Source organism: Microbacterium sp. (genome assembly GCF_011620665.1).
Taxonomy (GTDB): domain Bacteria; phylum Actinomycetota; class Actinomycetes; order Actinomycetales; family Microbacteriaceae; genus Microbacterium.
On sequence record NZ_WOYQ01000076.1, the window covers coordinates 61,300 to 82,575 of the forward strand.

The window sequence follows — 21,276 nt, forward strand, 5'->3', positions numbered from 1 at the left end:
TCGCCGGTCGCGATGTGTGGGGTGAGGGCGCTGTTCGCGACCGGGGAGCGGGTGGGCTGGGGGCGGGGGGCCTCCGGGGAGCGGGTGGTGGGGGTGAGGATGCCGGCATCCATCGCCAGGTGACGTGACGCGAGCATCGCGGCGAACTCCGCATCGTGCGTCGCTATGAGGACGGCCGTGCCGGCGGACGCCTGCGCCTCGATCGCGGCGGCCACGAGCGCGCGGGCCTGCGGGTCGAGCCCGCGGGTCGGCTCGTCGATCAGCAGCACGCGCGGGGCGGATGCTGTCTGGATCGCGATCGCGAGCGTCCGGCGTTGACCGGCGGACAGGTCGCGGGGATGCCGCATCCGCACGGCGGCGAAGGCCGCGCCGGTGGGATCGAGGCCGAGGAGTTCCGCGAAGCGATCGGCGGTCGACGGCCCCGCGCCCCGCGGGTGACGGTCCGCGCGGCGGCACTCGGCCGTGACCGTGTCGCGGACGAAGAGGTCATCCGAGGCATCCGGGACCAGTGCGATCGCGCGGGATGCCGGCGCTGCGCCGTCGATCCGCACGTCGTGATCTCGGCCCGGGAGGGCGAGGGCCTGCAGCAGCGTCGACTTGCCGGCGCCGTTCGGGCCGGACAGCGCGACGATCTCGCCGGCGCGGAGGTCGAGGCCGGCGCCGTCGACCGCGAGGCGCGCGCCGTGGCGCACGGTGATCCCGCGGGCGGTCAGCGCGGGGCGGCGTCCCGTATGCAGGATGGGCGGGCGCCGTGCGCCGGGATCGCCCGCGCGAGCGGCATCGTCCTGCACACGGTGTGACACCAGGAGGCGTCCGTCCTCTACCCGCAGCGACCGGTCGGCGACGTCGTCGAACTCGGCCACGCGATGCTCGGCGACCACGACGCACATGCCCGCATCGTGGGCGAGGGCCCCCAGGAGCGCGACGATCCGGGCGCGCGCCGTCCGGTCGAGGTCGGCCAGCGGCTCATCCACGAGCAGAAGGATCGGATGCTCCACGATCGCGGCGGCGATCGCGACGAGCGTCGCCTCGCCAGCCGAGAGGCCGCGCAGCGGGCGGTCGAGAAGCGGTGTGATGCCCACACGTCCGGCGATCTCGCGGACCCGTGCATGGCGGATCGTCCGGGCGACGCCGCGCAGTTCGAGGGCGAGGCCGATCTCGTCCGCGACGCACTCGGTCGCGAACGCGTCGCGCGGATGCTGCAGGACGACCCCGACGGTCCGGGCGGTGTCGCGCGGCGGAGTCGCCTGGCGATCGAGACCGACGACGCGCACCTCGCCGGTCACGGTTCCTCCGTCGACGTGGGAGAGGAGTCCGCTGAGTCCGCGCAGCACCGTCGTCTTTCCCGCCCCGGTCGATCCGGAGAGGACAGCGAGAGTCCCTGGCGCAAGGCGGAGGGAAGCGATCCGGAGCGGGCCGGCGAAGCCCATCGATGCGTCCGAGATCTCCACAGGGCGCGTGCAGTCTCCTTCCCTGCCGAGACCGGCATATCCCCGAAGCTCGAGAGCGGCGGCGACCGCCGTCGCCCGCTCGAGCGTGCGCTCCAGCACGGGCGCCAGCAGGCGGGCGCCGGCGCGTTCGCCGCGCAGGCGCTGAGCGAATCGCACCGCGCGCACGGCGTCAGCGAGGGCAGGAAGAGTCGCCCACGCGATCGCGAGCGCACGTCCGATGCCCTGGAACGGGCCCCGGCGCGCGGCGCGCGCGAAAAGCCGGGACAGGTCGAAGAGACCGTTCATCAGCCCGAAGGCCAGGAAGACCGCGGCGATCGGCAGCGCGCCGGCCACGGCATCCCACACGCCCCCCGACGTCACCGGGCCGAACATCACGATGTGCGCGAACGGGGGCGGCAGGCGGAGCGCCGGCAGGGGCATCAGAACGACACCGGTGCCGTCCGCGCCGTGGAACAGGATGCGGTAGACGACCCGGACCGCGACGAACCCGACCGCCAGGGTGGCGGCCGCCTTCATCGGTCCGAGCCGGAAGCTCACGAATCAGGCGTCGGGAGAGACCGGCGCGCCGTCGAGAGTGAACAGGAGCTCGATGCTGTCGCCCGGCTGAAGCTGCAGCGTGGAGGCGCCCTCCTGCGCATAGTCCCAGGTTCCGCCGGCCGGCTTGATCCACAGCGACCAGTATGCGAAGGCCGCCGGCATGCTCTCGCACGTCTCGACGTAGGCAGGATCCTCCGTCGAGCCGACGGGCGCCGTGTCGGACGGCATCCCGTCGACACGACAGACGACCTGGTCACCGTACTCTTTCGTGCCTTCGAGCTGGACGCCCAGTGTGTCGAGCGCGTCGGCGGCGATCAGCGGCTCGTCGGTGAGGATGCACGACGCGCGGTCGGCACCCTCGCCGCCGGCGAGTGCACCCGCGTCGACGAGGATGCTGACTCCTTCGTCGCCTGCGCACGCGCCGTCCGCAATGGCGGCCTCCGGCGGTGCGAGGGTCGTCGAGGCCGAAGCTCCCGGGGCCGGGCTCTCGGCCGCGCAGGCCGACATGCCGAGCGCCAGCGCGCCGACGGTGATCAGGGTCAGGAGGCGTGGGAGAGAGGTCACGGCTCCAGGGTAGGGGGTGCCGGCCGTGCCGGGTGGCCACATGACGTGCGCGTAGGCTGGGCGAGTGACCACCCCTGCTGTCTCAGAGCTGTTCGATCCGTCCGAGTGGGTGCTTGCGCCGGGCGCCTCGGACTACATCGATATCACCGCGCATGTGTCGACCGACGGCCGGATCGCGCGCGTCGCCTTCGACCGTCCGGAGGTGCGCAATGCGTTCCGCCCGCACACGGTCGACGAGCTGTACCGCGCGCTCGACATCGCGCGGCAGGATCCGCGGATCGGCGTCGTGCTGCTGACCGGAAACGGGCCGAGCCCGAAGGACGGCGGCTGGGCATTCTGCTCGGGCGGTGATCAACGCATCCGCGGGCGCGACGGCTACACGTATGCGAGCGACGAGGCGACCGCGCCCGACCCCGCACGGGCAGGGCGGCTGCACATCCTCGAGGTGCAGCGATTGATCCGGTTCATGCCCAAAGTCGTCATCGCCGTCATCCCGGGGTGGGCTGCGGGCGGCGGGCACTCCCTGCACATCGTGTGCGACCTGTCGATCGCTTCCGAGCGGGCGAAGTTCAAGCAGACCGACGCGGACGTCGGCTCGTTCGACGGCGGCTACGGCTCGGCCTACATGGCACGACAGGTCGGCCAGAAGGTCGCCCGGGAGGTGTTCTTCCTCGCGGAGGAATACTCCGCGCAGCGGGCGTACGAGATGGGCGCAGTCAATCGGGTCGTCCCCCATGCTGACCTCGAGCGCGAGGCCATCGCGATGGCCCGCACGATCCTCGGGAAGTCGCCGACGTCCATTCGGATGCTGAAGTTCGCCTTCAACGCGATCGACGACGGAATGGTGGGGCAGCAGGTGTTCGCCGGTGAAGCGACCCGGCTTGCCTACGGCACCGACGAGGCGGTCGAGGGCCGCGACGCGTTCCTCGACAAGCGCGAGCCCGACTGGTCGCCCTATCCCTACCAGTTCTGACCGGATCGACGTGTCCGGTCACGCGTGCGGAGCGGGGCGATGACGCTCGTCCGTCCGGATGCCGGCGACCCCGGCGCCGTGCTCCGCGCCTTGCGCAGTGCGGTGCTCGGGGCTGGCCCGGCGGTTGCGCTCGGGGCGCCCCCCGGCGTCGCCGGTGCCGCGGCGGATCCTTCGCCGGATGTGCCGGCGGGCACCGCCCTGGTCGTCACGACCTCCGGCTCGACCGGATACCCCAAGTCGGTCGCGCTCAGCCGGCTGGCGTTGATGTCCAGCGCGCGAGCGACGGCCGACCGCATCGGCGAGGGTGCGTGGCTCCTCGCGCTGCCGGCGGGTTACATCGCCGGGGCGCAGGTGATCGTGCGCTCACTCGTCTCGGGACGTGAGCCGTCGGTCTTGGCCGGGAAATTCTCGGTTGCCGCGTTCGCCGCCGCGACCCGAAAGATGGCGTCCGTCCAGGGTGGCGCCCGCGTGGCCGCCTACACCTCCCTCGTTCCCGCGCAGGTGGCCACCCTGCTGGACTCGCCCGAGGGCGAGCGTGCGCTCGCTTCTTTCGAGGCTGTCCTCGTCGGCGGGCAGGCACTGCCGCCGCTCGTTGCCGAGCGCGCTGCTGCCGCCGGCATCCGCCTCGTACGCACCTACGGGTCGAGTGAAACCGCGGGCGGCTGCGTCTACGACGGGGTTCCCCTCGACGGAGTGGGGGTGCGCATCGCCGACGGTGAGGTGCAGGTGTCGGGGCCGACCCTCGCGGACGGCTACCTCGGTGACCCTGCCCGCACGCAAGCCTCATTCGTGCGGGATGCGGACGGAGTCCGCTGGTATCGAACCGGTGATGCCGGTTCGTTCGACGGCGTGCTGCGCGTCACGGGCAGGATCGACAACGTGCTCGTCTCGGGCGGGATCAATGTCTCGCTCGACCGCGTGGAGGCTGTCGTTCGTGCACTCCCGGGGCTTCACGCAGCCGTCGTCGTCGCTGTCCCCGATGAGCGGTGGGGTGAGGCCGGCGTCGTGATCGTGGACGCGGGCACACGCCCGGACGAGTCCGCGCTCGCCGATCTGCGATCCGCTGTCGAGGCCTCCCTCGGCGCCGCGGCCCGCCCGCGTGAGGTCATCCGCATCGATCGGATTCCACTGCTCTCGAGCGGCAAGCCCGACCGCGTCGCCCTGAGATCTCTGGCATCTGCGCGGGGGCGCCCATCCGCCGGATCGGCGTGATCGGGGGGATGCCCGTAGGATTCCCTCGTGGCAGGCAGCACCCGGAAGAAGAAGCGCACGGCCCCGCGCAGACGTCAGGGCAACTCGCAGAAGAGGCACGTCTCGCGCGATCCCGCGCACACTGAGCCGGCGACCCTGGGCGAGTGGATCGGCGCAGCGCGGCTACGTACGCTGCCGCTCTCGGTGACTCCGGTCCTCATCGGGACGGGCGCGGCCATCGTCGTCGATCGCGCCTTTCACTGGGTCATCGCCCTCGCGTGCCTGATCGTCGCCGTTGCGCTGCAGGTCGGCGTCAACTACGCGAACGATTACAGCGACGGCATTCGGGGCACCGACGAGCATCGCGTGGGACCCGCGCGCCTGACGGCCTCGCGGAAGGTGCAGCCGCGCACGGTTCTGATCGTCGCGCTCGGCTTCTTCGGCCTTGCCGCGGTGGCAGGCCTCGCGGTGGTCGTCCGCACCGGCCACTGGTGGATGCTGCTGATCGGCGCGGCGTGCATCGTCGCCGCCTGGTTCTACACCGGTGGAAAGAGACCCTACGGATACGCGGGCTGGGGCGAAGTGTTCGTCTTCGTCTTCTTCGGCCTGGTCGCCACGGTCGGTACGGCGTTCGTACAGGCGGGCAGCATTCCCGACGAGGCATGGGTCGGCGGCGTCGTCGCGGGGCTCCTCGCGTGTTGCGTGCTGCTGGCCAACAACCTCCGCGACATCGACCAGGACCGCGTGGTAGGCAAGCGTACGCTCACGGTGCGCATCGGCCGCCGCGCAACGCAGGCGCTCTACACGGGGCTGGTGCTTGCGGCCTTTCTGATCGTCGTCCTGCTCGCGCAGCTGTACCCGCTGGCGTGGCTGGGGCTTGTGGCACTGATCCCCGCCGCCGCGGCGATCCTGATCGTGTGGACCTATCGACAGCCGCGCGAGCTGGTCGTCGCGCTGGCGCTCACGTCGCTGACATCGATCGCGCTCGGGGCGTCGCTGCTCTGGGCCTTCGTCGGCTGAGTGTCAGCGCTGGTCCGGGGCTGAATGGCCCGTCACGGCGTCTTCGACGTCTTCATCGGTGACCACAGCGCGACGCGCGCGACGCGCGGCCATGTCGGCGGTGAAATCGTCCAGCGGCCGGCGGAGGAACAGCATCGACAGGCTCAGACCGATCAGGGCCGCGAAGATCGCCGACAGCCACGCGAACTCGCGCATGACGGGGATCAGCATCATGAGGCCGAACGGCACCAGGAAGGCGAGGAGCCGGAGAACCCCGAACACGACAGCCGGACGCACACGCATGCCTTCAGCATACGTCGGGCGGGGCAGGTCGCCCGCCCACGTAGAATAGAGGAGTGGTCCGGGTACTTCTGCCGCTGGCGCTGCTGCTGATCGCATTCTGGGTCTACAGCATCGTCGACTGCGCCCTTCAGCCGCCGACCCGCCACCGCGGCGTCAGCAAGCCGGTGTGGCTGCTGATCGTCTTCCTCCTGCCTGTTGTCGGCGGCATCCTCTGGCTCGTCGTCGGGCGTAGCCGTCTGCGCGGGCTGCCGGTGTTCCGCGCCCCCGACGACAACCCCGAGTTCCTCGGCCGGATCGGCTCGGCCAGCGACCAGGACGAACGGATCCGGCGCCTGGAAGAGGAGCTCGCAGCCCTCGATTCCGAGGACGAGAATCCGCCGCACCGGCCGGACGGCGATGACCGCCCGGACGCGCGCGCCTGACATGGGCGTCACACGGGCACCCGCGACGGATGCCGCGGCGGCGCTCCTCACGCGCCTTGTCGGGCGGGGCGTCGAGCACGTCGTCCTCAGTCCGGGGTCGCGGTCGCAGGCTCTCGCGCTTGTCGTGGCTGAGCTCGAGGCGCGCGGCCGCATCCATCTGCACGTGCGCATCGATGAGCGCGTCGCCGGCTTCACGGCCCTCGGCATCGGCCGTGAGACGGGCATGCCGGCCGCTGTCATCTGCACCTCCGGCACGGCCGCGGCAAACCTCCTGCCCGCCGCTCTCGAGGCTCATCACGCGGGGATACCGCTGCTGCTGCTGACCGCAGATCGACCACCCGAGCTCCGCGGTGTCGGTGCGAATCAGACGACGCGTCAGTTCGGCATGTTCTCTCCGAGCGTGCGGCTGGAGGCAGATCTGCCCGTGCCGGATGAGATCGACGACGATGGCACCAGCGAGCAGACGGCGATGCTGCGCGCGATCGCCGACGACGCAGTGATCGCCGCCCTCGGCGTCGGCACGCGTCAGGCCGGCCCGGTGCACCTGAACCTTCCCTATCGCGATCCGCTGGCCGGGGCTCTGCCCGGCTGGTTCGGGATGCCGGTGGCCGCGCCCGACCCCCTGCCCGACGTGCCGGATGCCATCGCCGGCGAGCTGGCCGAGCCCGAGCCGTCCGGAGCCCTCTACCAGGGCGGCGGGGGCATCGGCGAGGCGGATCAACCCGCCGAGCCCGCGCGTGACCCGCATGTGCTCTCGAGGGGTCCGCGCACGGTCGTCATCGCGGGCGCCGACGCCGGACACCGAGCTGCCGACCTCGCTCAGGCGGGCGGCTGGCCGCTGATCGCCGAAATCGTCAGCGGAGCCCGCTACGGCCGGCAGCTCGTGCACGGATACCGCACACTGCTGGCTGATCCCGAGCTGGGGGGCCGCATCGAACGTGCGGTCGTTTTCGGGCATCCGACCCTGAGTCGCGAAGTGACCGCGGTGCTCGCGCGCCCCGAGGTCGAGGTCCTCGCTGTGCGCGGACCAGGCGAACCGCTCAACCTCAACGGCGAGACGACCGCGGTCGACGGGGTGGTCGCGGCGATCGGCGACCTCGATCGCGACTGGTTCGGCGCATGGATGCGGGCCTCCCGCGCGGCAGCCGTCGATCTGAGCCCGCCCGCGCCCGACGCGGGCGCTCTGGCCTCGACTGTGCCGAGCGAGCGGCTCGGTGCCGTCGCCGCGGAGCTCGATGCGATCCGCGCGCCACTGGACCGCGTCGCCCTGGTCGACGCGGTCTGGCGCGCGACGTGGCCGCACGACCGCCTGATGTTCGCCTCGTCCCGCCTGGTCCGCGTGGCCGACCAGGTCCTGGGCGGCAAGAAGGTCCCGGTTCACGCCAATCGCGGACTCGCGGGGATCGATGGGACGATCGCCACCGGAACCGGAATCGCACTGGCAAGCCAGGCGGCCGGCGCCCCCGGCGTCACCCGCGTCCTCCTCGGTGATCTCGCGTTCCTCCACGACGCCGGGTCGCTGCTGCTCCCGGTGGGTGAGCCCGCCCCGCGCCTCCAGGTGATCGTGGGCAATGACGGCGGCGGCACGATCTTCGACGGGCTCGAGGTGGCCGGCGTCGCTTCGGCCGAGATCATGGAGCGCGTCCTCTACACGCCGCAGTCGGTGGCCCTCGAGTCGCTCGCCCGGGCCTACGCCTGGGACTATGTGCGAGTGGGCACCCGCTCCGCCCTCGACCAGGCTCTGACGGCACCCGTCGGCGCCCGCCAGTTGATCGAAGTCGCTCTGGAACGCTGAGTCCGGCATCGGTCCGGATGGCGCCGTCCCCTGTTCGACCGATCAGGCCAGCGCGTCGACGATCGGCCGGAACTTCACGCGGGTCTCGAGCATCTCGGCCTCGGGGTCGCTGCCGACGACGATCCCCGCTCCGGCGTGCGCCGTGAACGGGATGCCGGCATCGTCGGCCGCAGAAAGGTCGAACTGCGCGCCGCGCAGCGCGATCGCCCATTCGCCGTCGCCGCGCGCATCCACCCAGCCGACCGGCCCGGCGTAGCGTCCCCGATCGAACGGCTCGATACGGCGGATCGCGGCAAGCGCCGCATCCGTCGGTGTGCCGGCCACGGCCGCCGTCGGATGGAGCACACCGAGCAGATCGAGCGCGGAGGTGCCGGCGGTGGTCGTCGCCTCGACGTCCGTCGCGAGGTGCCACACGTTCGGCAGCGGCAGAGTGAACGGCTGCTCGCCGGCGGCCAGCGCTGCTGTGTGCGGCGCGAGCGCATCGATCAGGCTTCGCACGGCATAGCCGTGCTCAGCAAGATCCTTCGCGCTGGTCGCGAGGCCCAGGGCCGCATCTCGGTCGGCATCCGGGTTGGCGCCCCGGGCGACCGTGCCGGCCAGTACGCGTGCCGTCACGCGGCCGGCCATCACCGAGACGAGGGTCTCCGGGCTCGCCCCGATCAGGCCGTCGACCGCGTAGACCCACGTGTCGGGGTAGGCCGACGCGAGTGAGCGCACGAGCCGGCGAAGATCCGCGCCCGCCGGTACCGTGCCGACCAGGTCGCGCGCGAGGACGACCTTGCTGACCTCGCCCGCCTCGATCGCCGCGAGGCCGCGGCGGACCGCCTCCTGATACCCCTCGGGGGTGAGCGCGCCGGGGCCGACAGCCGCCGACCAGTGCGGCCCGAATCCGATCGGGTGCGGCTCGGCCGGGTCGGGGGCGCCGGCGTCGGGAAGAATCCAGGTCGCCCAGGTCCGGCCGTCGCGGTGCCCGATCGTCAGCCGAGGCACGGTGAGCACGGCCGTCGCGGCGGACCGCTCATCGAACGGCAGCGCGCCGAAGGCGACGAGCCCCGTTCCGGGGGCCTTCACATCGTCATCGATCGCTGCGGCGGCGACCACCTCGCGCCAGCGGGCGGCCAATGTCCCCACTTCCGCGCCGTGCGCAGTGAGGGTCAGGGCCGCACCGACCCCGACGAGCCAGGCGCCACGGCGCGTCCACACCAGCGGGTCGGCCGGGTCGGCGTATTCCAGCAGGTCCGCCGCATCTGGGATCTGCCGGGTCACCGTGCGCAGCCTCATCGGGCTCGCGGCGGCGTGTGTCACACCTGCAAGCCTAATCCGCTGCCCGCGTCCCGCTCCTCGTCCCCCGCGTGTACCCATGTCCGGACCGATGAGCCGGCGGGCTGCGCGCCGGGTGGGATCGCGCGAGCCGCGGCGGCGAGACCACTCGGCGGCCCGGAGAACGGTACGGCTAGGCTCGGCGTGTGACCGCACGCCCCGTTCCCGGTACCCGCATGACCTTCCGGTGGCGCAAGTGGGACGGTGCGCCGCACTGGGAACACGACAGCGTCTTCCTCGGCAGTGACGCGCACGGGGACTGGGTCGGTCAGCGCGACGGATGGCGCAGCGCGCGGCCGGGCGTGGTGGCGCCGTCGCACGGCGACAGCATCACTCTCATCCCGCCGTCGGGAGAGTTCGCGGCGACGATCAATGACACGCATCCGCGGATCCGCGTCTACATCGACATCGGGTGGGACGTCCGCTGGGACGGCGGGCGCCCCACGGGCATCGACATGGATCTCGACGTCGTGCGCGCGCTCGACGGCCGGGGGGTGTTCATCGACGATCTGGATGAGTGGGCCGAGCATCGCGAGCAATACGGATATCCCGGCGACATCGTCGAGCGACTGGAGTCCGTCGCACGCGAACTCGAGTCGCAGGTGGCGGCGGCGACTTCGCCGTTCGATGACGCGACGGCGGCATACTGGTTCGAGGTGCTGCGCGATCTAGGATCGAACGATGACTGAGCACACGGGCGACCCGCGCGCCGGCGACCCGCACCGGGCCGATCTCGGCAAGGACCCCGCTCGCGTGAGCGGGATGTTCGATGAGGTCGCACCGGCCTACGACCGCACCAACACGGTTCTGAGTCTGGGCAACGATCGCCTGTGGCGCCGCGCGAACACACGCGCCGTCTCGCCGCGTCGCGGAGAGTGGATCCTCGACCTCGCGGCGGGGACCGGCGCGAGTTCGGTGAGTCTGGCTCGGAGTGGCGCCGAGGTCGTCGCAGCCGATTTCTCACCCGGCATGATCGCCGAGGGACGCCGTCGCCACGGCGACATCGCCAATCTGTCGTTCGCCGAAGCCGACGCCACGGCGCTGCCGTTCGCCGACGACGAGTTCGATGCGGTCACGATCTCGTTCGGATTGCGCAACGTCAACGACCCGCGCACGGCGCTCGCCGAGATGCTGCGGGTCACGGCGCCGGGGGGTCGGATCGTGGTGTGCGAGTTCTCGCATCCGTCCTCCGCCGCGTTCGCTCGGCTCTACGGGTTCTACAACAACCGCGTCCTGCCGCTCGTCGCGAAAGCCGTGAGCTCCAATGCCGACGCGTACGACTACCTCAACGAGTCGATCCGCGATTGGCCCGACCAGACCACGCTCGCCTCATGGATGCGGGATGCGGGCTGGATCGATGTCGCGCACCGCGATCTCACGTTCGGGATCGTCGCTCTCCACCGGGCACGCAAGCCCGCGTGAGCGCTTCCGGTCGGGTGATGCGCATCGACGGCCGAGCGCAGGACCGGGCCGGTAGGCTGTGAGGGTGACTCCGAGATCTTCCGGTTCCGGCGCGCGCCTGTCCGCTCAATTGGGCCTGACCGAGCGCGTGCTCGCCGGTCCGCGCATGCGGAACCTGCTGGGCGTGGTCGAGGACGGTCTCGACCGCGTCGAAGACACACTCGCCCTCGAGCTCAAGGTGAGCGATGCGCTCGCCGACGCCACGACCCGTTACCTGTACGAAGCCGGCGGTAAGCGTGTGCGGCCCATGCTGACGCTGCTGACCGCGCAGCTCGGTGCCGGCGCGACCGAGAACGTCATCACCGGTGCGACCGCGCTGGAGATGACTCACCTGGGCTCGCTGTACCACGACGACGTGATGGACGGCGCCGACGTGCGCCGGGGGGTGCCGAGCGCGCACGCGGTGTGGGGCAACAACGTCGCGATCCTCACCGGCGATCTGCTGTTCTCGCGCGCGAGCCAGCTCATGGCGCAGATCGGCGAGCGGGCCATCCGGCTTCAGGCCGACACGTTCGAGCGCCTCGTCCTCGGTCAGATGCACGAGACCGTCGGCCCGCAGGCGGGCGATGACCCCGTCGCGTTCTACCTGCGGGTGCTCGCCGACAAGACGGGGTCGCTGATTGCGGCCTCCGCTCAGGCCGGCGTCATCTTCTCCGGCGCTCCGGAGGAGTGCCGCCTGCCCGTGCTCGCCTACGGCGAGAAGATCGGCGTCGCGTTTCAGCTTCTGGATGACGTCATCGATCTCTCGGCGGATGCCGCCGAAACCGGCAAGGTCCCCGGGACCGACCTTCGGGCCGGCGTGCCGACCATGCCGTACCTGCTGCTCGCTCGCGCCGGCGATGCCGCGTCCGGCGCGCTCAGGGCCACGATCGACGACGGCGTCGCGCGGATCGCGGACGGCGCCGACCCCAGGATCCTCGATGAAGCGATCGCGCAGCTGCGCGATCACACCGTGACCGCGGTGACGCGGCAGCAGGCGTACGACTGGTCGGATGCCGCCATCGCGGCCCTCGATCCGCTCCCGGCCGGCACGGTGCGTGATGCGCTCGTCCGTCTCGCGCATGTGATCGTCGACCGCTCGAGCTGATCGTCTTCGACAGGCTCCGGGGGCTGGATTCCCGGATCTTCAACGCAAAGGAACACCACATGACCAAGCTCCGGCTGGCCATCATCGGTGCCGGTCCCGCCGGCATCTACGCGGCAGACATCCTCTTGAAGGCCGAGCGCAAGTTCGACGTGGCGATCGATCTCTTCGACCAGCTGCCCGCGCCTTACGGTCTGGTCCGCTACGGCGTCGCGCCCGATCATCCGCGGATCAAGGGCATCATCAATGCGCTGCGGGATGTGCTCGACCGCGGCGATATCAGGGTCTTCGGCAATGTCCGCTTCGGCGAGGACATCACCCTCGACGATCTCAAGCGGCACTACAACGCCGTCATCTTCGCAACGGGTGCCATCAAGGACGCTGATCTTGACATTCCCGGGATCAACGCCCTCGGTTCGTATGGTGCGGCCGACTTCGTCAGCTGGTACGACGGGCATCCCGATTTCCCTCGAGAATGGCCGCTCGACGGCGGGTCGGTCGCCGTCATCGGCAACGGCAACGTCGCGCTCGACGTCGCACGTCTGCTCGCCAAGCACGCTGACGACCTGCTGGTCACCGAGATCCCCGAGAACGTCTATCGGGGGCTCGCCGCATCGCAGGTCACCGATGTGCACGTTTTCGGTCGCCGCGGTCCCGCTCAGGTGAAGTTCACGCCGCTCGAGCTGAGGGAACTCGGTGAACTCCGCGATGTGGACATGGTCGTCTACGACGAGGACTTCGACTACGACGAGGCATCCAGGGATGCCATCGCGTCGAACAAGCAGGTCATGGTGATGGATCGGGTGTTCCAGTCGTGGCGCCGGCGACCGAGTGCAAACGGCGCGGGCGGAGGGGCGAGCCGCCGACTGCACCTGCACTTCTATGCCAAGCCGGTCGAGGTGAAGGCCGACGAGAACGGCCGGGTGTCGGCGATCGTGTACGAGCGCACGCAGCCCGACGACCAGGGCGGCGTCATCGGAACGGGTGAGGTGCGCGAGATCCCGATCCAGCAGGTGTACCGCGCCGTCGGATACTTCGGTTCTCCGCTTCCCGGAGTGCCGTTCGACCGGAAGCACGGCGTGATCCCGAACCGCGAGGGCCAGGTGGTGCGCAGGGACTCCAATGAACGGGTTCCCGGGGTCTATGCGACCGGCTGGATCAAGCGCGGCCCGGTCGGACTGATCGGGCACACGAAATCCGACGCGATGGAGACGATCAGCCACCTGATCAACGACCAGGGCTCGTGGTGGAGCCCTGTGGATCCGTCGCCCGACGCCATCGTTGCCCTTCTCGCGGACCGTGGCATCGCCTGGACGGATCTCGACGGCTGGCACCGCCTGGACCAGCACGAGATCTCGCTCGGTGAGCCGCAGGAGCGCGCGCGCATCAAAGTCGTGGACCGTGACGAGATGGTGCGAGTTTCGATGGGTCACCGATCGTCGGCCGGAGGTTCCGGTGAACGCTGAGGTTCCAGACTTCGAGGAGTCCGAGATCGAGCAGGCGACCGCATGGCTCGAGAAGCTCACGCGCGACCCGATGGCGGATGCGGTCCTCGGTATGGCCAGGATTGTGGCCATCGACGACATCTCCGGCCGAGGTCGGTACCGGGAGTACCGGATCGATCTCTCGGCGGAGGGCCCGGGCATCCCGCCGACCGCTGTCGAGCAGCGCCTCGTGTTCGACAGCCGGACGCCGCCCCGACCCGGCACGCGGCTGCCCGCGCGCGTCTCGGTGAGCGATCCTCAGGTCGTCGAGGTCGTCTGGGACGCGCAGCCGCGCTGATCCAGGCTCTACGCGGCAGCGGGGATGAGCTCGGCAAGCAGGGCTTCGACCCTCGCGCGGACGTCGTCGCGGACGGCCCGGACGCCCTCCAGATCGAGATCCGCGGGGTCCGCGAGGTCCCAGTCGAGGTAGCGCTTGCCGGGGTAGAACGGGCATGCGTCCCCGCATCCCATCGTCACGACGGCGTCGGCCGCGCGGACCACGTCGTCGGTCAGCGGCTTGGGGTACTCCTCGGTGACGTCGATCCCGAGCTCGGTGAGGACGGTCACCACCGCCGGCAGGAGCCCCATTCCGGGCTGCGAACCCGCCGAGCGCACATGGATGCGATCGCCGGCGAGGTGGCGTGTGAGGGCCGCCGCCATCTGAGACCTCCCGGAGTTCTGCACGCACACATACAGCACTTCAGGAACCGGCTTGGCGATGAACCCTCGAGACTGTGCGAGCGCCGTGAGCCGTTCCCGCGCAAACCGCTCGGCCAGCGCCGGAAGGTGCGTGGTGACGGTCGCGGTGCGCGCGAGGGCCGCATACGACTCGAACACCACGCGTTCGACGGTCTCATCGTTCACCATCCCGCTGAACTGCTGGGCCAGGCGTGCGGCCGCGCGGTGCAGCACGGAGTCGGGGGACAGGAGGGCATCTTGCCCCTGACGATCGGTCATGCTGCACCCCGGTCGGAGAGAAGCTCGTCCACGAGCCCGGCGACCCGCCGATGGATCTCGTCGCGGATCGGGCGGACCGCCTCGATGCCCTGACCGGCCGGGTCCTCGAGCACCCAATCCTCGTAGCGCTTGCCGGGGAAGATGGGGCAGGCGTCGCCGCATCCCATGGTGATGACGACGTCGGACTCACGGACCGCCTCCACCGTGAGCACCTTCGGCTGCTGGCCGGCGATGTCGATGCCCTCCTCCGCCATCGCGTCGACGGCGATCGGATTGATCTGATCCTTCGGCTCGGACCCGGCGGAGAGCACCTCGATCTCATCGCCGGCGATGTCGCGGAGGAATCCGGCGGCCATCTGCGAGCGCCCGGCGTTGTGGACGCAGACGAAGAGGACGGTGGGTTTTGCACTCATGTTCGGACTCGCTTTCTCTCTCGATGAAAGCATAGATCAATATCTATCTATTTGGGTGAACGGATGCTGAACACGCACATCACGAGCAGCATCCCCCGCCGCCGACCGGGCCGTATCGCGCCGGCTCGATCTCCTGCGCGGCCGCGGCGTGCGTGAGCTGCCATTGGTCACGCACGCCGATTGTGGCCAACTTCCGAAGATCGCACGCGTTCTGCAACCGCTGCCTTCATGGCCGCCGTGGCGGATTCTGCGGACTCGTTGCGGACTGAGGAGGGAAAAGCCCCGGTCAGAAGCGTCCTTAGCGGTAATTGACGAACTGCAGGTCGAGGTCGAGATCCGCGGCCTTCAACAGACGCTGTACTTCCTGAAGATCATCACGGGACTTCGACTGCACACGCAGCTCGTCGCCCTGGATCTGGGCTTTCACCGACTTCGGTCCCTCGTCGCGCAGGATCTTGGTGATCTTCTTCGCGTTCTCAGACGAGATTCCCTCCGTGAGGGTCGACGTGATCCGGTACTCCTTCGATCCCACGACGGGGTCGCCCGTCTCGAGGCTCTTCAGCGAGATGCCGCGCTTGACGAGCTTGGACTGGAAGACATCCAGCACCGCCTTCGCGCGTTCTTCGCTGTTCGCCTTGATCACGATCGCGTCGCCGCTCCATGCGATGTCTGCGTCCGTGCCCTTGAAGTCGTAGCGCTGCTCGACCTCTTTGCGGGCCTGGTTGAGAGCATTGTCGGCCTCCTGACGGTCGATCTTGGAGACGATGTCGAAGGAGGAGTCAGCCATGCGCCGAGTCTACCCGCGCGACGATTCACGACGTTCTTGCCCGCCCGCACGGGCGGCATCCGTTCGTAGAATGGCCGGATGCAGCCGCTCACCGAAGAACAGGTGCGCTCCGCGCTCGTGAACGCGACGGCGGACGAGCGGGAACGGCTCGCCGTGCCGATGTCATTCGTGCTGGCGGACTGGGACCACCTCGACTTCTTCGCCTGGCTCGATCCCAGAGCTCGCGGCCGGGGCTACGTGATCGTCGAGCGACGCGGAATCCCCACCGGGATCGTCGTGCGCGCCGCGCACGGCAGCCGATCGCACGCTGCGCTGTGCAACATGTGCCACACGATGCAGCCCGGCAACCAGGTGGCTCTGTTCACCGCGCGACGGGCGGGCGCTGCGGGAGAGCGAGGCGACAGCGTCGGGACCTACATGTGCGCCGATCTCGGCTGCCACGAGAACGTCCGTCTCGCCGCGCCGCTGGCGCCCAGCGAGGTGCGCGCGAGCGTCGATCGCCGCATCGACGGCACGCGCCAGCGCGTCGAGAGCTTCGTCGATCGGGTCATCGGCGCGGAGTGGCGCCGGTGATTTTTCCCACGGGACGCGGGCGGGTAAGATGATTGATCGCGCCTCCGATCGACTGGAAAAGCCGGGCGGATGCGCATTGGCGAGTTACCCAAGCGGCCAAAGGGATCTGATTGTAACTCAGCTGACTTCGTCTTCGGGGGTTCGAATCCCTCACTCGCCACTCACGGAATGAAGCGCTCCCCTCGTGGGGGCGCTTCTTCGTTTCGCCCGGAGGTATTCATCCCCACCGTGTCGGTGTGGCGTGTCAGGATGGAGCCACAGGCCGCGGCGGAGGAAGGATCAACGATGACCGAGCAGATCGACGCGCCACAGACCAGCAAGATCATGAGGGCGGCGCTCTGGGTGGCGATCGGGGCACTGATCGCGGCAGCGATCGTGTGCGTGATCTGGGTGCTGATCGGCGACGCGAATGGGATTGTCGGCAAGGCATTTCTGACGATCATCCTGCTTGCCGGCTTTGCGGGGGTCGCGATCGGCGAGGCGAACATGGCTCCGCGTCGGCCGGAGTGGCTGACCCTCGCGAGCATGATCACCTGGGTGGCGATCCTGCTGATCGGCGCGGTCATGATCTGGATGCCGGAGCCCACCGATTACTCCTACGGCTTCGGTGGGGACCGCTTCTTCCGGTTCGTCCTGATCGCCTTGATCCTGCAGGGTGCGCTCCTGCACGTCCGGCTGTATCTCAAGGCCTACCAGCGATACGAGACGACGTTCACCTCGATCGTCACTTACGTGACGATCGGTCTGGTGGTCATCCTCTCCGTCATGCTGGTGCTTCCGCTGCTGCTCTGGGCAGACGTCGAATTCCGGCCGCTCTACTGGCGAGTCGTTGTCGCACTCGCGATCCTTGCTGCGGTCGGAACGGCGCTCGTCCCGCTCGTGAACGCGCTCTTCGCACCGAAGAAGCCGCGTCGAGCGGCTTCGGTGGCATACACGTCGCCGGCGGTGCCGGCGCAGTGGCCGACGTACGCCGACGGAATCACCCCGCTTCCGGTGCTGCCGGACGGGGCCACCCCCGACTGGAACGCCTACTACACCGGTCAACCGACCTATGCCGCGCCGGAGCAGGCCGGCGATGGACCCCGTCCGGGCTACGAGGGCTTCCCGCCGCCTCCGCCGCTGCCCCCGCAGCAGGGCTGATCACGCGACGGTCGCGAATCTGGAGACCGGCCATCGCGGCAGGTTGCCGCCGAACACCCCGGTCGTGCGCGCTTCGATGTGAATCGAGCCGTCCTGGCGCTGCCCGCGGCGTCGTGCGCGGCGCCGAGCACGACCACGGCGTCGTGGATCTCGCTCATGAGCTCCCCGCCGGTGCGCGTAGCGTGGGGCATATGCAGGAGCTTGCGGCACTCGCCGAGAACATCGCCCGCGAGGCCGGGGACCTCGCCCGCCGGCGCCGCGCGGAGGGTGTGACGGTCGCCGCGTCGAAGTCGTCCCTCGCCGATATCGTCACGGAGGCCGACCGCGAAGTCGAGGCGCTCATCCGGCGGCGGCTCGCGCGCGCGCGTCCCGGCGACGGCTTCGTCGGCGAGGAGTCCGGCGCCTCCCGCGGTACGTCCGGAATCACCTGGATCGTCGACCCGATCGACGGCACCGTCAACTACGCCTACGGCATCCCCCATTACGCCGTCAGCATCGCAGCCGTCACTGGCGAGCCGATTCCCGAAGAATGGATGCCCGAGATCGGCGTCGTCCACAATGCCGCGACGGGGGAGACCTTCACGGGCATCCGGGGTCGGGGGGCCCGGATCGGCCAGACGCGCCTGCGCGTGTCGATGCCGCCGAGCGCGGGCGCGCTGCTGGCGACCGGTTTCGGCTATGACCCCGCGCAGCACGACAGCGACCTCGCGCGCATTCGCGCCGTGATGCCGCTTGCGCGTGACCTGCGCCGCGCCGGTGCCGCGTCGCTCGACCTCGCCTATGTCGCCGCGGGGCGCCTGGACGGCTACTTCGAGAAGGGCCTGCAGCCGTGGGACCACGCTGCCGGTGGGCTGCTGGTGACCGAAGCCGGCGGCGTCATGGGCGGCGCGCCGGCCGGGCGGCCCGGGCGAGAGCTGGTGATCGCCGCGGGACCCCAGACGTACGAGCTGCTGCGTGCCGCGATCGACCGGTGAGCCAGGATGACAATTCCAGATCTCTCACGGTAGTGTTTATCCGATCGTTATCTTGGCCGCCCGAACGGCAGAGATGACCCGATGCCCGAGTACTTTCCCCGCTTCCCGACGGCGGCCTGACGAGAGTCTGCGATGTGACACCCGACACCCCGATGGCCGGCGGCGCACCCACACGCCGCGACCGCCGCCGAACCTCCGCGCTCACCGCGCAGGGGGAACCGGGTGTCCTCACTCGCGCGGAGTATCGTCGCCTGGCCGCCGAGGCCGCAGCATCCGCGTCACGATCCTCCCAGCCCGCGCTCGCTCTCGGACTTCCGCCGGAATCCGCGTCCACAGCCGCGGCCGACCCCGACCGCTCGGTCGACGAGTTCGAGTTCGCTGCTCGCCTCTTCTCCTTCACCGGCGCGTCACAGGTCCAGGCGCCTCCTGGCCGTGACTGCGAGGCGATGACCTCGGTCGCGGCGGTCGACGTGAACGTGGCCCGGGCTGAGGGTCATGGGCGCGTCGGCTTCGTGGTCCAGCGAGTGGCCGCGGCATCCTTCTCGATCGGCGTGATCGCGGTCGCCGGTCTTCTCGCCGTAGGGGCGACGATGCCCGCCGCGGTCGCCTCCGCGAGCGGCCCGGGCGCCGATCTCGCGCTGGCGAAGTCTGCGACGACGACCGCGCCCGACGAGATCCAGGCCTTCGTCGCCTCGTCGGAGGCCGGTGCTGCGGGCCTCGAGCGGACCGAGTCGTACGACGTCGCCTCCATGGTCGACCTCGCAGCCGACTCGGGTGTCACTCTCTTCGCCGGCACCTGGATCAACAACGCCGACGGGCCCATTCAGTGGCCCTTCCCGGTGGGGGTGCCGATCTCTGCCTCCTACGGCTCTGCCTCTTACCTGTCGCAGTTCGCTTCGCCGCATCGGGGAGTCGATCTGACGCCGGGCGCCGGGGCCGAGATTCACGCAATCGCGGCAGGCACCGTCCGCATCGCGACGACGGCGGGAGGTGACTACGGCGTCACGGTCGTGATCGACCACATCATCGACGGTCAGCTCGTCTCGACGCGATACGGTCATCTGCAATACGGCTCGCTCGAGGTCGAGCAGGGCGACACCGTTGCGGCCGGCCAGGTCATCGGCGCGGTCGGCCAGACCGGCAAGGCGACCGGTCCGCACCTGCACCTCGAGGTTCTGCTGGGCGGTGCCACGCAGACCGACCCGATGCCGTGGCTGTACGAGCACACAACCGGGTCGCACACCGTAGGCTGAGCTGTTTATCCCCGTGCCGTCGCTCTGATAAACTCCTCTAGTTGCCCGCGCGCGGGCGGCGTGCCCCGATAGCTCAGTGGTAGAGCACTTCCATGGTAAGGAAGGGGTCGTCAGTTCAATCCTGACTCGGGGCTCGCAGCATCCACATCTCGCCGTGTGGGTGCGGCGTGGCAGGGTAGCTCAGCTGGTCAGAGCGCACGACTCATAATCGTGAGGTCGCGGGTTCAAGCCCCGCTCCTGCTACAGAGGTTCATCGTCGGAGTTCGTCGCGATCCACTCCAGGAATGGCATCATCCGCTCGGCCAGCTCGCGTCCACGTGGTGTGAGGCTGTATTCGACGTGCGGAGGCACGCTCGCCAACGGCTCCCGATGCACGAGACCGTCGGTCGCAAGCGCGCGCAGCGTCGATGCCAGCATTTTCTCGCTGATGCCGTCCAGATCGCGGCGGAGCTCGCCCCAGCGTCGCGTGCCCTCCGAGAGGGTACCCAGCACGAGCACACCCCACGTGCTGCTGACGTGGTCGAGGACGAGTCGCGTCGGGCTGCCTTTGGCGAAGCATCCCGAGGATGACCCTTGGATTTCTGCAAAACTCACGTTCACCAAAGTACCTTACGTAAAAGTGGGTACGCCCCTGCCGGAATGTTCAGAGAGGCGGAGACGCTGACGCAGTGGTCACCGTCGAAAGGAACACAATGACCATTCTCGTCACCGGAGCAAGCGGGCACCTGGGTCGTCTCATCGTCGAAAGCCTCCTCGCACGCGGAGCGGCTCCGACCGACATCGTCGCCGGCGCACGCACGGTCGAGAAGGCCGCCGACCTCGCGGAGAAGGGAGTCCGCGTCGTCCCCCTCGACTACGACGACCCGCACTCCGTCGCAGCGGCGCTGGAGGATGTCGACACCGTCGCACTCGTGTCGGGTTCGGAAGTGGGAAAGCGGTTCCAGCAGCACAGCGCCGTCATCGATGCGGCCGTTGCGGCGGGAGTGGGCAAGCTCATCTACACCAGTCTCACGCGCGCGACCGAGAGCCCGCTGGTCCTCGCCCCCGAGCACGTCCAGACGGAGCAGGCGATCCGAGCGTCCGGCCTGCCGTACGTGATCCTCCGCAACGACTGGTACTCCGAGAACTATGCACAGGATCTCGCAGCCGCCGCTCAGAGCGGCGAGGTCACCGCAAGCGTCGGCGACGCCCGCGTCGCGAGCGCCAGCCGTCGAGACTTCGCGGAGGCCGTCGCCGTCGTGGCGCTCGAGGACGGACACATCGACACGACGTACGAGCTGGCCGGTGACGTCGCCTGGGACTACGACGACCTTGCGGCCGCGATGGGCGAGGTCCTCGGACGGGAGGTCGTCTACCGTCGCATCGACACGGCGGCGCAGATCGCGCTGCTGACCTCGTTCGGGCTCGATGAGGGCACCGCCGGGTTCGTCGCCGCGCTCGACGCCGGAATCGCCGCCGGGGCTCTCGACAGTGACGACACCACGCTGTCGCGCCTCATCGGCCGTCCCACGACACCGTTGGTGGAGGCACTGCGCACTCTCGTCTGACGGCTCGCCCGCGAAGACGTCCCGGTGTGGCGGGGGCGCCCTCGCGGG

The 21,276-nt window shown here is 69.8% G+C and carries 23 protein-coding genes and 3 tRNA genes; 18 read left to right on the forward strand and 8 right to left on the reverse strand.

The window, feature by feature from the left end:
• Together QZV81_RS09630 and QZV81_RS09635 are read right to left on the reverse strand one after the other, a co-directional pair.
• On the reverse strand, positions 1-1,967 hold a 1,967-nt coding region (locus QZV81_RS09630), incomplete at its 3' end, for an ATP-binding cassette domain-containing protein (RefSeq protein WP_292836373.1).
• A gap of 24 nt (positions 1,968-1,991) precedes the next feature.
• A complete protein-coding gene (locus QZV81_RS09635) occupies positions 1,992-2,552 on the reverse strand; it encodes a hypothetical protein (protein ID WP_292836376.1) in 561 nt (186 codons plus the stop codon).
• Between the two features lie 64 nt (positions 2,553-2,616).
• Between QZV81_RS09635 and QZV81_RS09640 the strand changes: the two genes are divergently transcribed.
• From QZV81_RS09640 to QZV81_RS09650, 3 genes are read left to right on the forward strand one after another with little or no spacing between them, the layout of a single operon-like run.
• A complete protein-coding gene (locus tag QZV81_RS09640; protein ID WP_292836379.1) occupies positions 2,617-3,525 on the forward strand; it encodes a 1,4-dihydroxy-2-naphthoyl-CoA synthase in 909 nt (302 codons plus the stop codon).
• A gap of 39 nt (positions 3,526-3,564) precedes the next feature.
• Positions 3,565-4,737, forward strand: coding sequence for an AMP-binding protein (locus QZV81_RS09645; RefSeq protein WP_292836382.1), 1,173 nt, complete (start codon positions 3,565-3,567; stop codon positions 4,735-4,737).
• A gap of 27 nt (positions 4,738-4,764) precedes the next feature.
• Entirely contained in the window at positions 4,765-5,736 is a 972-nt protein-coding gene (locus QZV81_RS09650) for a 1,4-dihydroxy-2-naphthoate polyprenyltransferase (protein WP_292836385.1), read from the forward strand.
• Positions 5,737-5,739: 3 nt separating this feature from the next.
• Here the strand turns inward: QZV81_RS09650 and QZV81_RS09655 are convergent, their stop codons facing one another.
• A complete protein-coding gene (locus QZV81_RS09655) occupies positions 5,740-6,018 on the reverse strand; it encodes a DUF4229 domain-containing protein (RefSeq protein ID WP_292836388.1) in 279 nt (92 codons plus the stop codon).
• Between the two features lie 53 nt (positions 6,019-6,071).
• Here QZV81_RS09655 and QZV81_RS09660 point away from each other — a divergent pair, with 53 nt between their 5' ends.
• Together QZV81_RS09660 and menD are read left to right on the forward strand one after the other, a co-directional pair.
• Complete coding sequence (locus QZV81_RS09660) at positions 6,072-6,440, forward strand: PLDc N-terminal domain-containing protein (protein WP_292836391.1); 369 nt, start codon at positions 6,072-6,074, stop codon at positions 6,438-6,440.
• A gap of 1 nt (position 6,441) precedes the next feature.
• Entirely contained in the window at positions 6,442-8,235 is a 1,794-nt protein-coding gene (gene menD, locus QZV81_RS09665; RefSeq protein ID WP_292836394.1) for a 2-succinyl-5-enolpyruvyl-6-hydroxy-3-cyclohexene-1-carboxylic-acid synthase, read from the forward strand.
• A 42-nt stretch (positions 8,236-8,277) separates the two neighbouring features.
• On the opposite strand, the gene QZV81_RS09670 is transcribed toward menD, so the two are convergent.
• Positions 8,278-9,516: a chorismate-binding protein gene (locus tag QZV81_RS09670; RefSeq protein WP_292836486.1), complete on the reverse strand. Its 1,239-nt coding sequence runs from the start codon at positions 9,514-9,516 to the stop codon at positions 8,278-8,280.
• Positions 9,517-9,701: 185 nt separating this feature from the next.
• On the opposite strand from QZV81_RS09670, the gene QZV81_RS09675 reads away from it, so the two are divergent.
• The 5 genes from QZV81_RS09675 (at position 9,702) to QZV81_RS09695 (ending at position 13,882) form a co-directional block, all read left to right on the forward strand.
• Positions 9,702-10,244 carry a DUF402 domain-containing protein gene (locus QZV81_RS09675; protein WP_292836397.1) on the forward strand — a complete coding sequence of 181 codons (543 nt, stop codon included), beginning with the start codon at positions 9,702-9,704 and terminating at the stop codon, positions 10,242-10,244.
• A complete protein-coding gene (gene ubiE / locus QZV81_RS09680) occupies positions 10,237-10,977 on the forward strand; it encodes a bifunctional demethylmenaquinone methyltransferase/2-methoxy-6-polyprenyl-1,4-benzoquinol methylase UbiE (protein ID WP_292836400.1) in 741 nt (246 codons plus the stop codon). Before QZV81_RS09675 ends, ubiE begins: the two co-directional genes overlap by 8 nt.
• Before the next feature lie 64 nt (positions 10,978-11,041).
• Positions 11,042-12,103: a polyprenyl synthetase family protein gene (locus tag QZV81_RS09685; RefSeq protein ID WP_292836403.1), complete on the forward strand. Its 1,062-nt coding sequence runs from the start codon at positions 11,042-11,044 to the stop codon at positions 12,101-12,103.
• Between the two features lie 59 nt (positions 12,104-12,162).
• The gene (locus QZV81_RS09690) at positions 12,163-13,566 is read left to right on the forward strand and encodes an FAD-dependent oxidoreductase (RefSeq protein WP_292836406.1); all 1,404 of its coding nucleotides are present in this window, start codon (positions 12,163-12,165) and stop codon (positions 13,564-13,566) included.
• Complete coding sequence (locus QZV81_RS09695) at positions 13,556-13,882, forward strand: hypothetical protein (protein WP_292836409.1); 327 nt, start codon at positions 13,556-13,558, stop codon at positions 13,880-13,882. The genes QZV81_RS09690 and QZV81_RS09695 overlap by 11 nt, the downstream gene beginning before the upstream one ends.
• An 8-nt stretch (positions 13,883-13,890) precedes the next feature.
• On the opposite strand, the gene QZV81_RS09700 is transcribed toward QZV81_RS09695, so the two are convergent.
• From QZV81_RS09700 to QZV81_RS09710, 3 genes are all read right to left on the reverse strand, one after another.
• The gene (locus QZV81_RS09700; RefSeq protein ID WP_292836412.1) at positions 13,891-14,541 is read right to left on the reverse strand and encodes an arsenate reductase ArsC; all 651 of its coding nucleotides are present in this window, start codon (positions 14,539-14,541) and stop codon (positions 13,891-13,893) included.
• On the reverse strand, positions 14,538-14,954 hold the full coding sequence (locus QZV81_RS09705; protein ID WP_292836414.1) for an arsenate reductase ArsC: 417 nt from the start codon (positions 14,952-14,954) through the stop codon (positions 14,538-14,540). The genes QZV81_RS09700 and QZV81_RS09705 overlap by 4 nt, the downstream gene beginning before the upstream one ends.
• A gap of 298 nt (positions 14,955-15,252) precedes the next feature.
• Positions 15,253-15,741 (reverse strand): YajQ family cyclic di-GMP-binding protein, encoded by a 489-nt coding sequence (locus QZV81_RS09710; RefSeq protein ID WP_292836416.1) that lies wholly within the window; start codon positions 15,739-15,741, stop codon positions 15,253-15,255.
• 78 nt (positions 15,742-15,819) lie between these two features.
• Between QZV81_RS09710 and QZV81_RS09715 the strand changes: the two genes are divergently transcribed.
• The 7 genes from QZV81_RS09715 (at position 15,820) to QZV81_RS09745 (ending at position 19,924) form a co-directional block, all read left to right on the forward strand.
• Positions 15,820-16,314, forward strand: coding sequence for an FBP domain-containing protein (locus QZV81_RS09715; protein ID WP_292836419.1), 495 nt, complete (start codon positions 15,820-15,822; stop codon positions 16,312-16,314).
• A 78-nt stretch (positions 16,315-16,392) separates the two neighbouring features.
• A tRNA-Tyr gene (locus tag QZV81_RS09720) sits at positions 16,393-16,474 on the forward strand.
• Positions 16,475-16,599: 125 nt separating this feature from the next.
• The gene (locus QZV81_RS09725; RefSeq protein WP_292836421.1) at positions 16,600-17,454 is read left to right on the forward strand and encodes a hypothetical protein; all 855 of its coding nucleotides are present in this window, start codon (positions 16,600-16,602) and stop codon (positions 17,452-17,454) included.
• A 191-nt stretch (positions 17,455-17,645) separates the two neighbouring features.
• Positions 17,646-18,428: an inositol monophosphatase family protein gene (locus tag QZV81_RS09730; protein WP_292836423.1), complete on the forward strand. Its 783-nt coding sequence runs from the start codon at positions 17,646-17,648 to the stop codon at positions 18,426-18,428.
• Positions 18,429-18,562: 134 nt separating this feature from the next.
• Positions 18,563-19,681, forward strand: coding sequence for a M23 family metallopeptidase (locus tag QZV81_RS09735; RefSeq protein ID WP_292836425.1), 1,119 nt, complete (start codon positions 18,563-18,565; stop codon positions 19,679-19,681).
• Positions 19,682-19,743: 62 nt separating this feature from the next.
• Positions 19,744-19,815 (forward strand) — tRNA-Thr (locus tag QZV81_RS09740).
• A 35-nt stretch (positions 19,816-19,850) separates the two neighbouring features.
• Positions 19,851-19,924: transfer RNA gene (locus QZV81_RS09745), tRNA-Met, on the forward strand.
• Here QZV81_RS09745 and QZV81_RS09750 read toward each other — a convergent pair.
• Positions 19,922-20,281, reverse strand: a complete 360-nt coding sequence (locus QZV81_RS09750) for a helix-turn-helix domain-containing protein (protein ID WP_292836428.1) — start codon at positions 20,279-20,281, stop codon at positions 19,922-19,924. The genes QZV81_RS09745 and QZV81_RS09750 overlap by 3 nt on opposite strands.
• A gap of 92 nt (positions 20,282-20,373) precedes the next feature.
• Here QZV81_RS09750 and QZV81_RS09755 point away from each other — a divergent pair, with 92 nt between their 5' ends.
• On the forward strand, positions 20,374-21,228 hold the full coding sequence (locus tag QZV81_RS09755; RefSeq protein WP_292836431.1) for an SDR family oxidoreductase: 855 nt from the start codon (positions 20,374-20,376) through the stop codon (positions 21,226-21,228).
• The last annotated feature ends 48 nt before the right edge of the window (positions 21,229-21,276 follow it).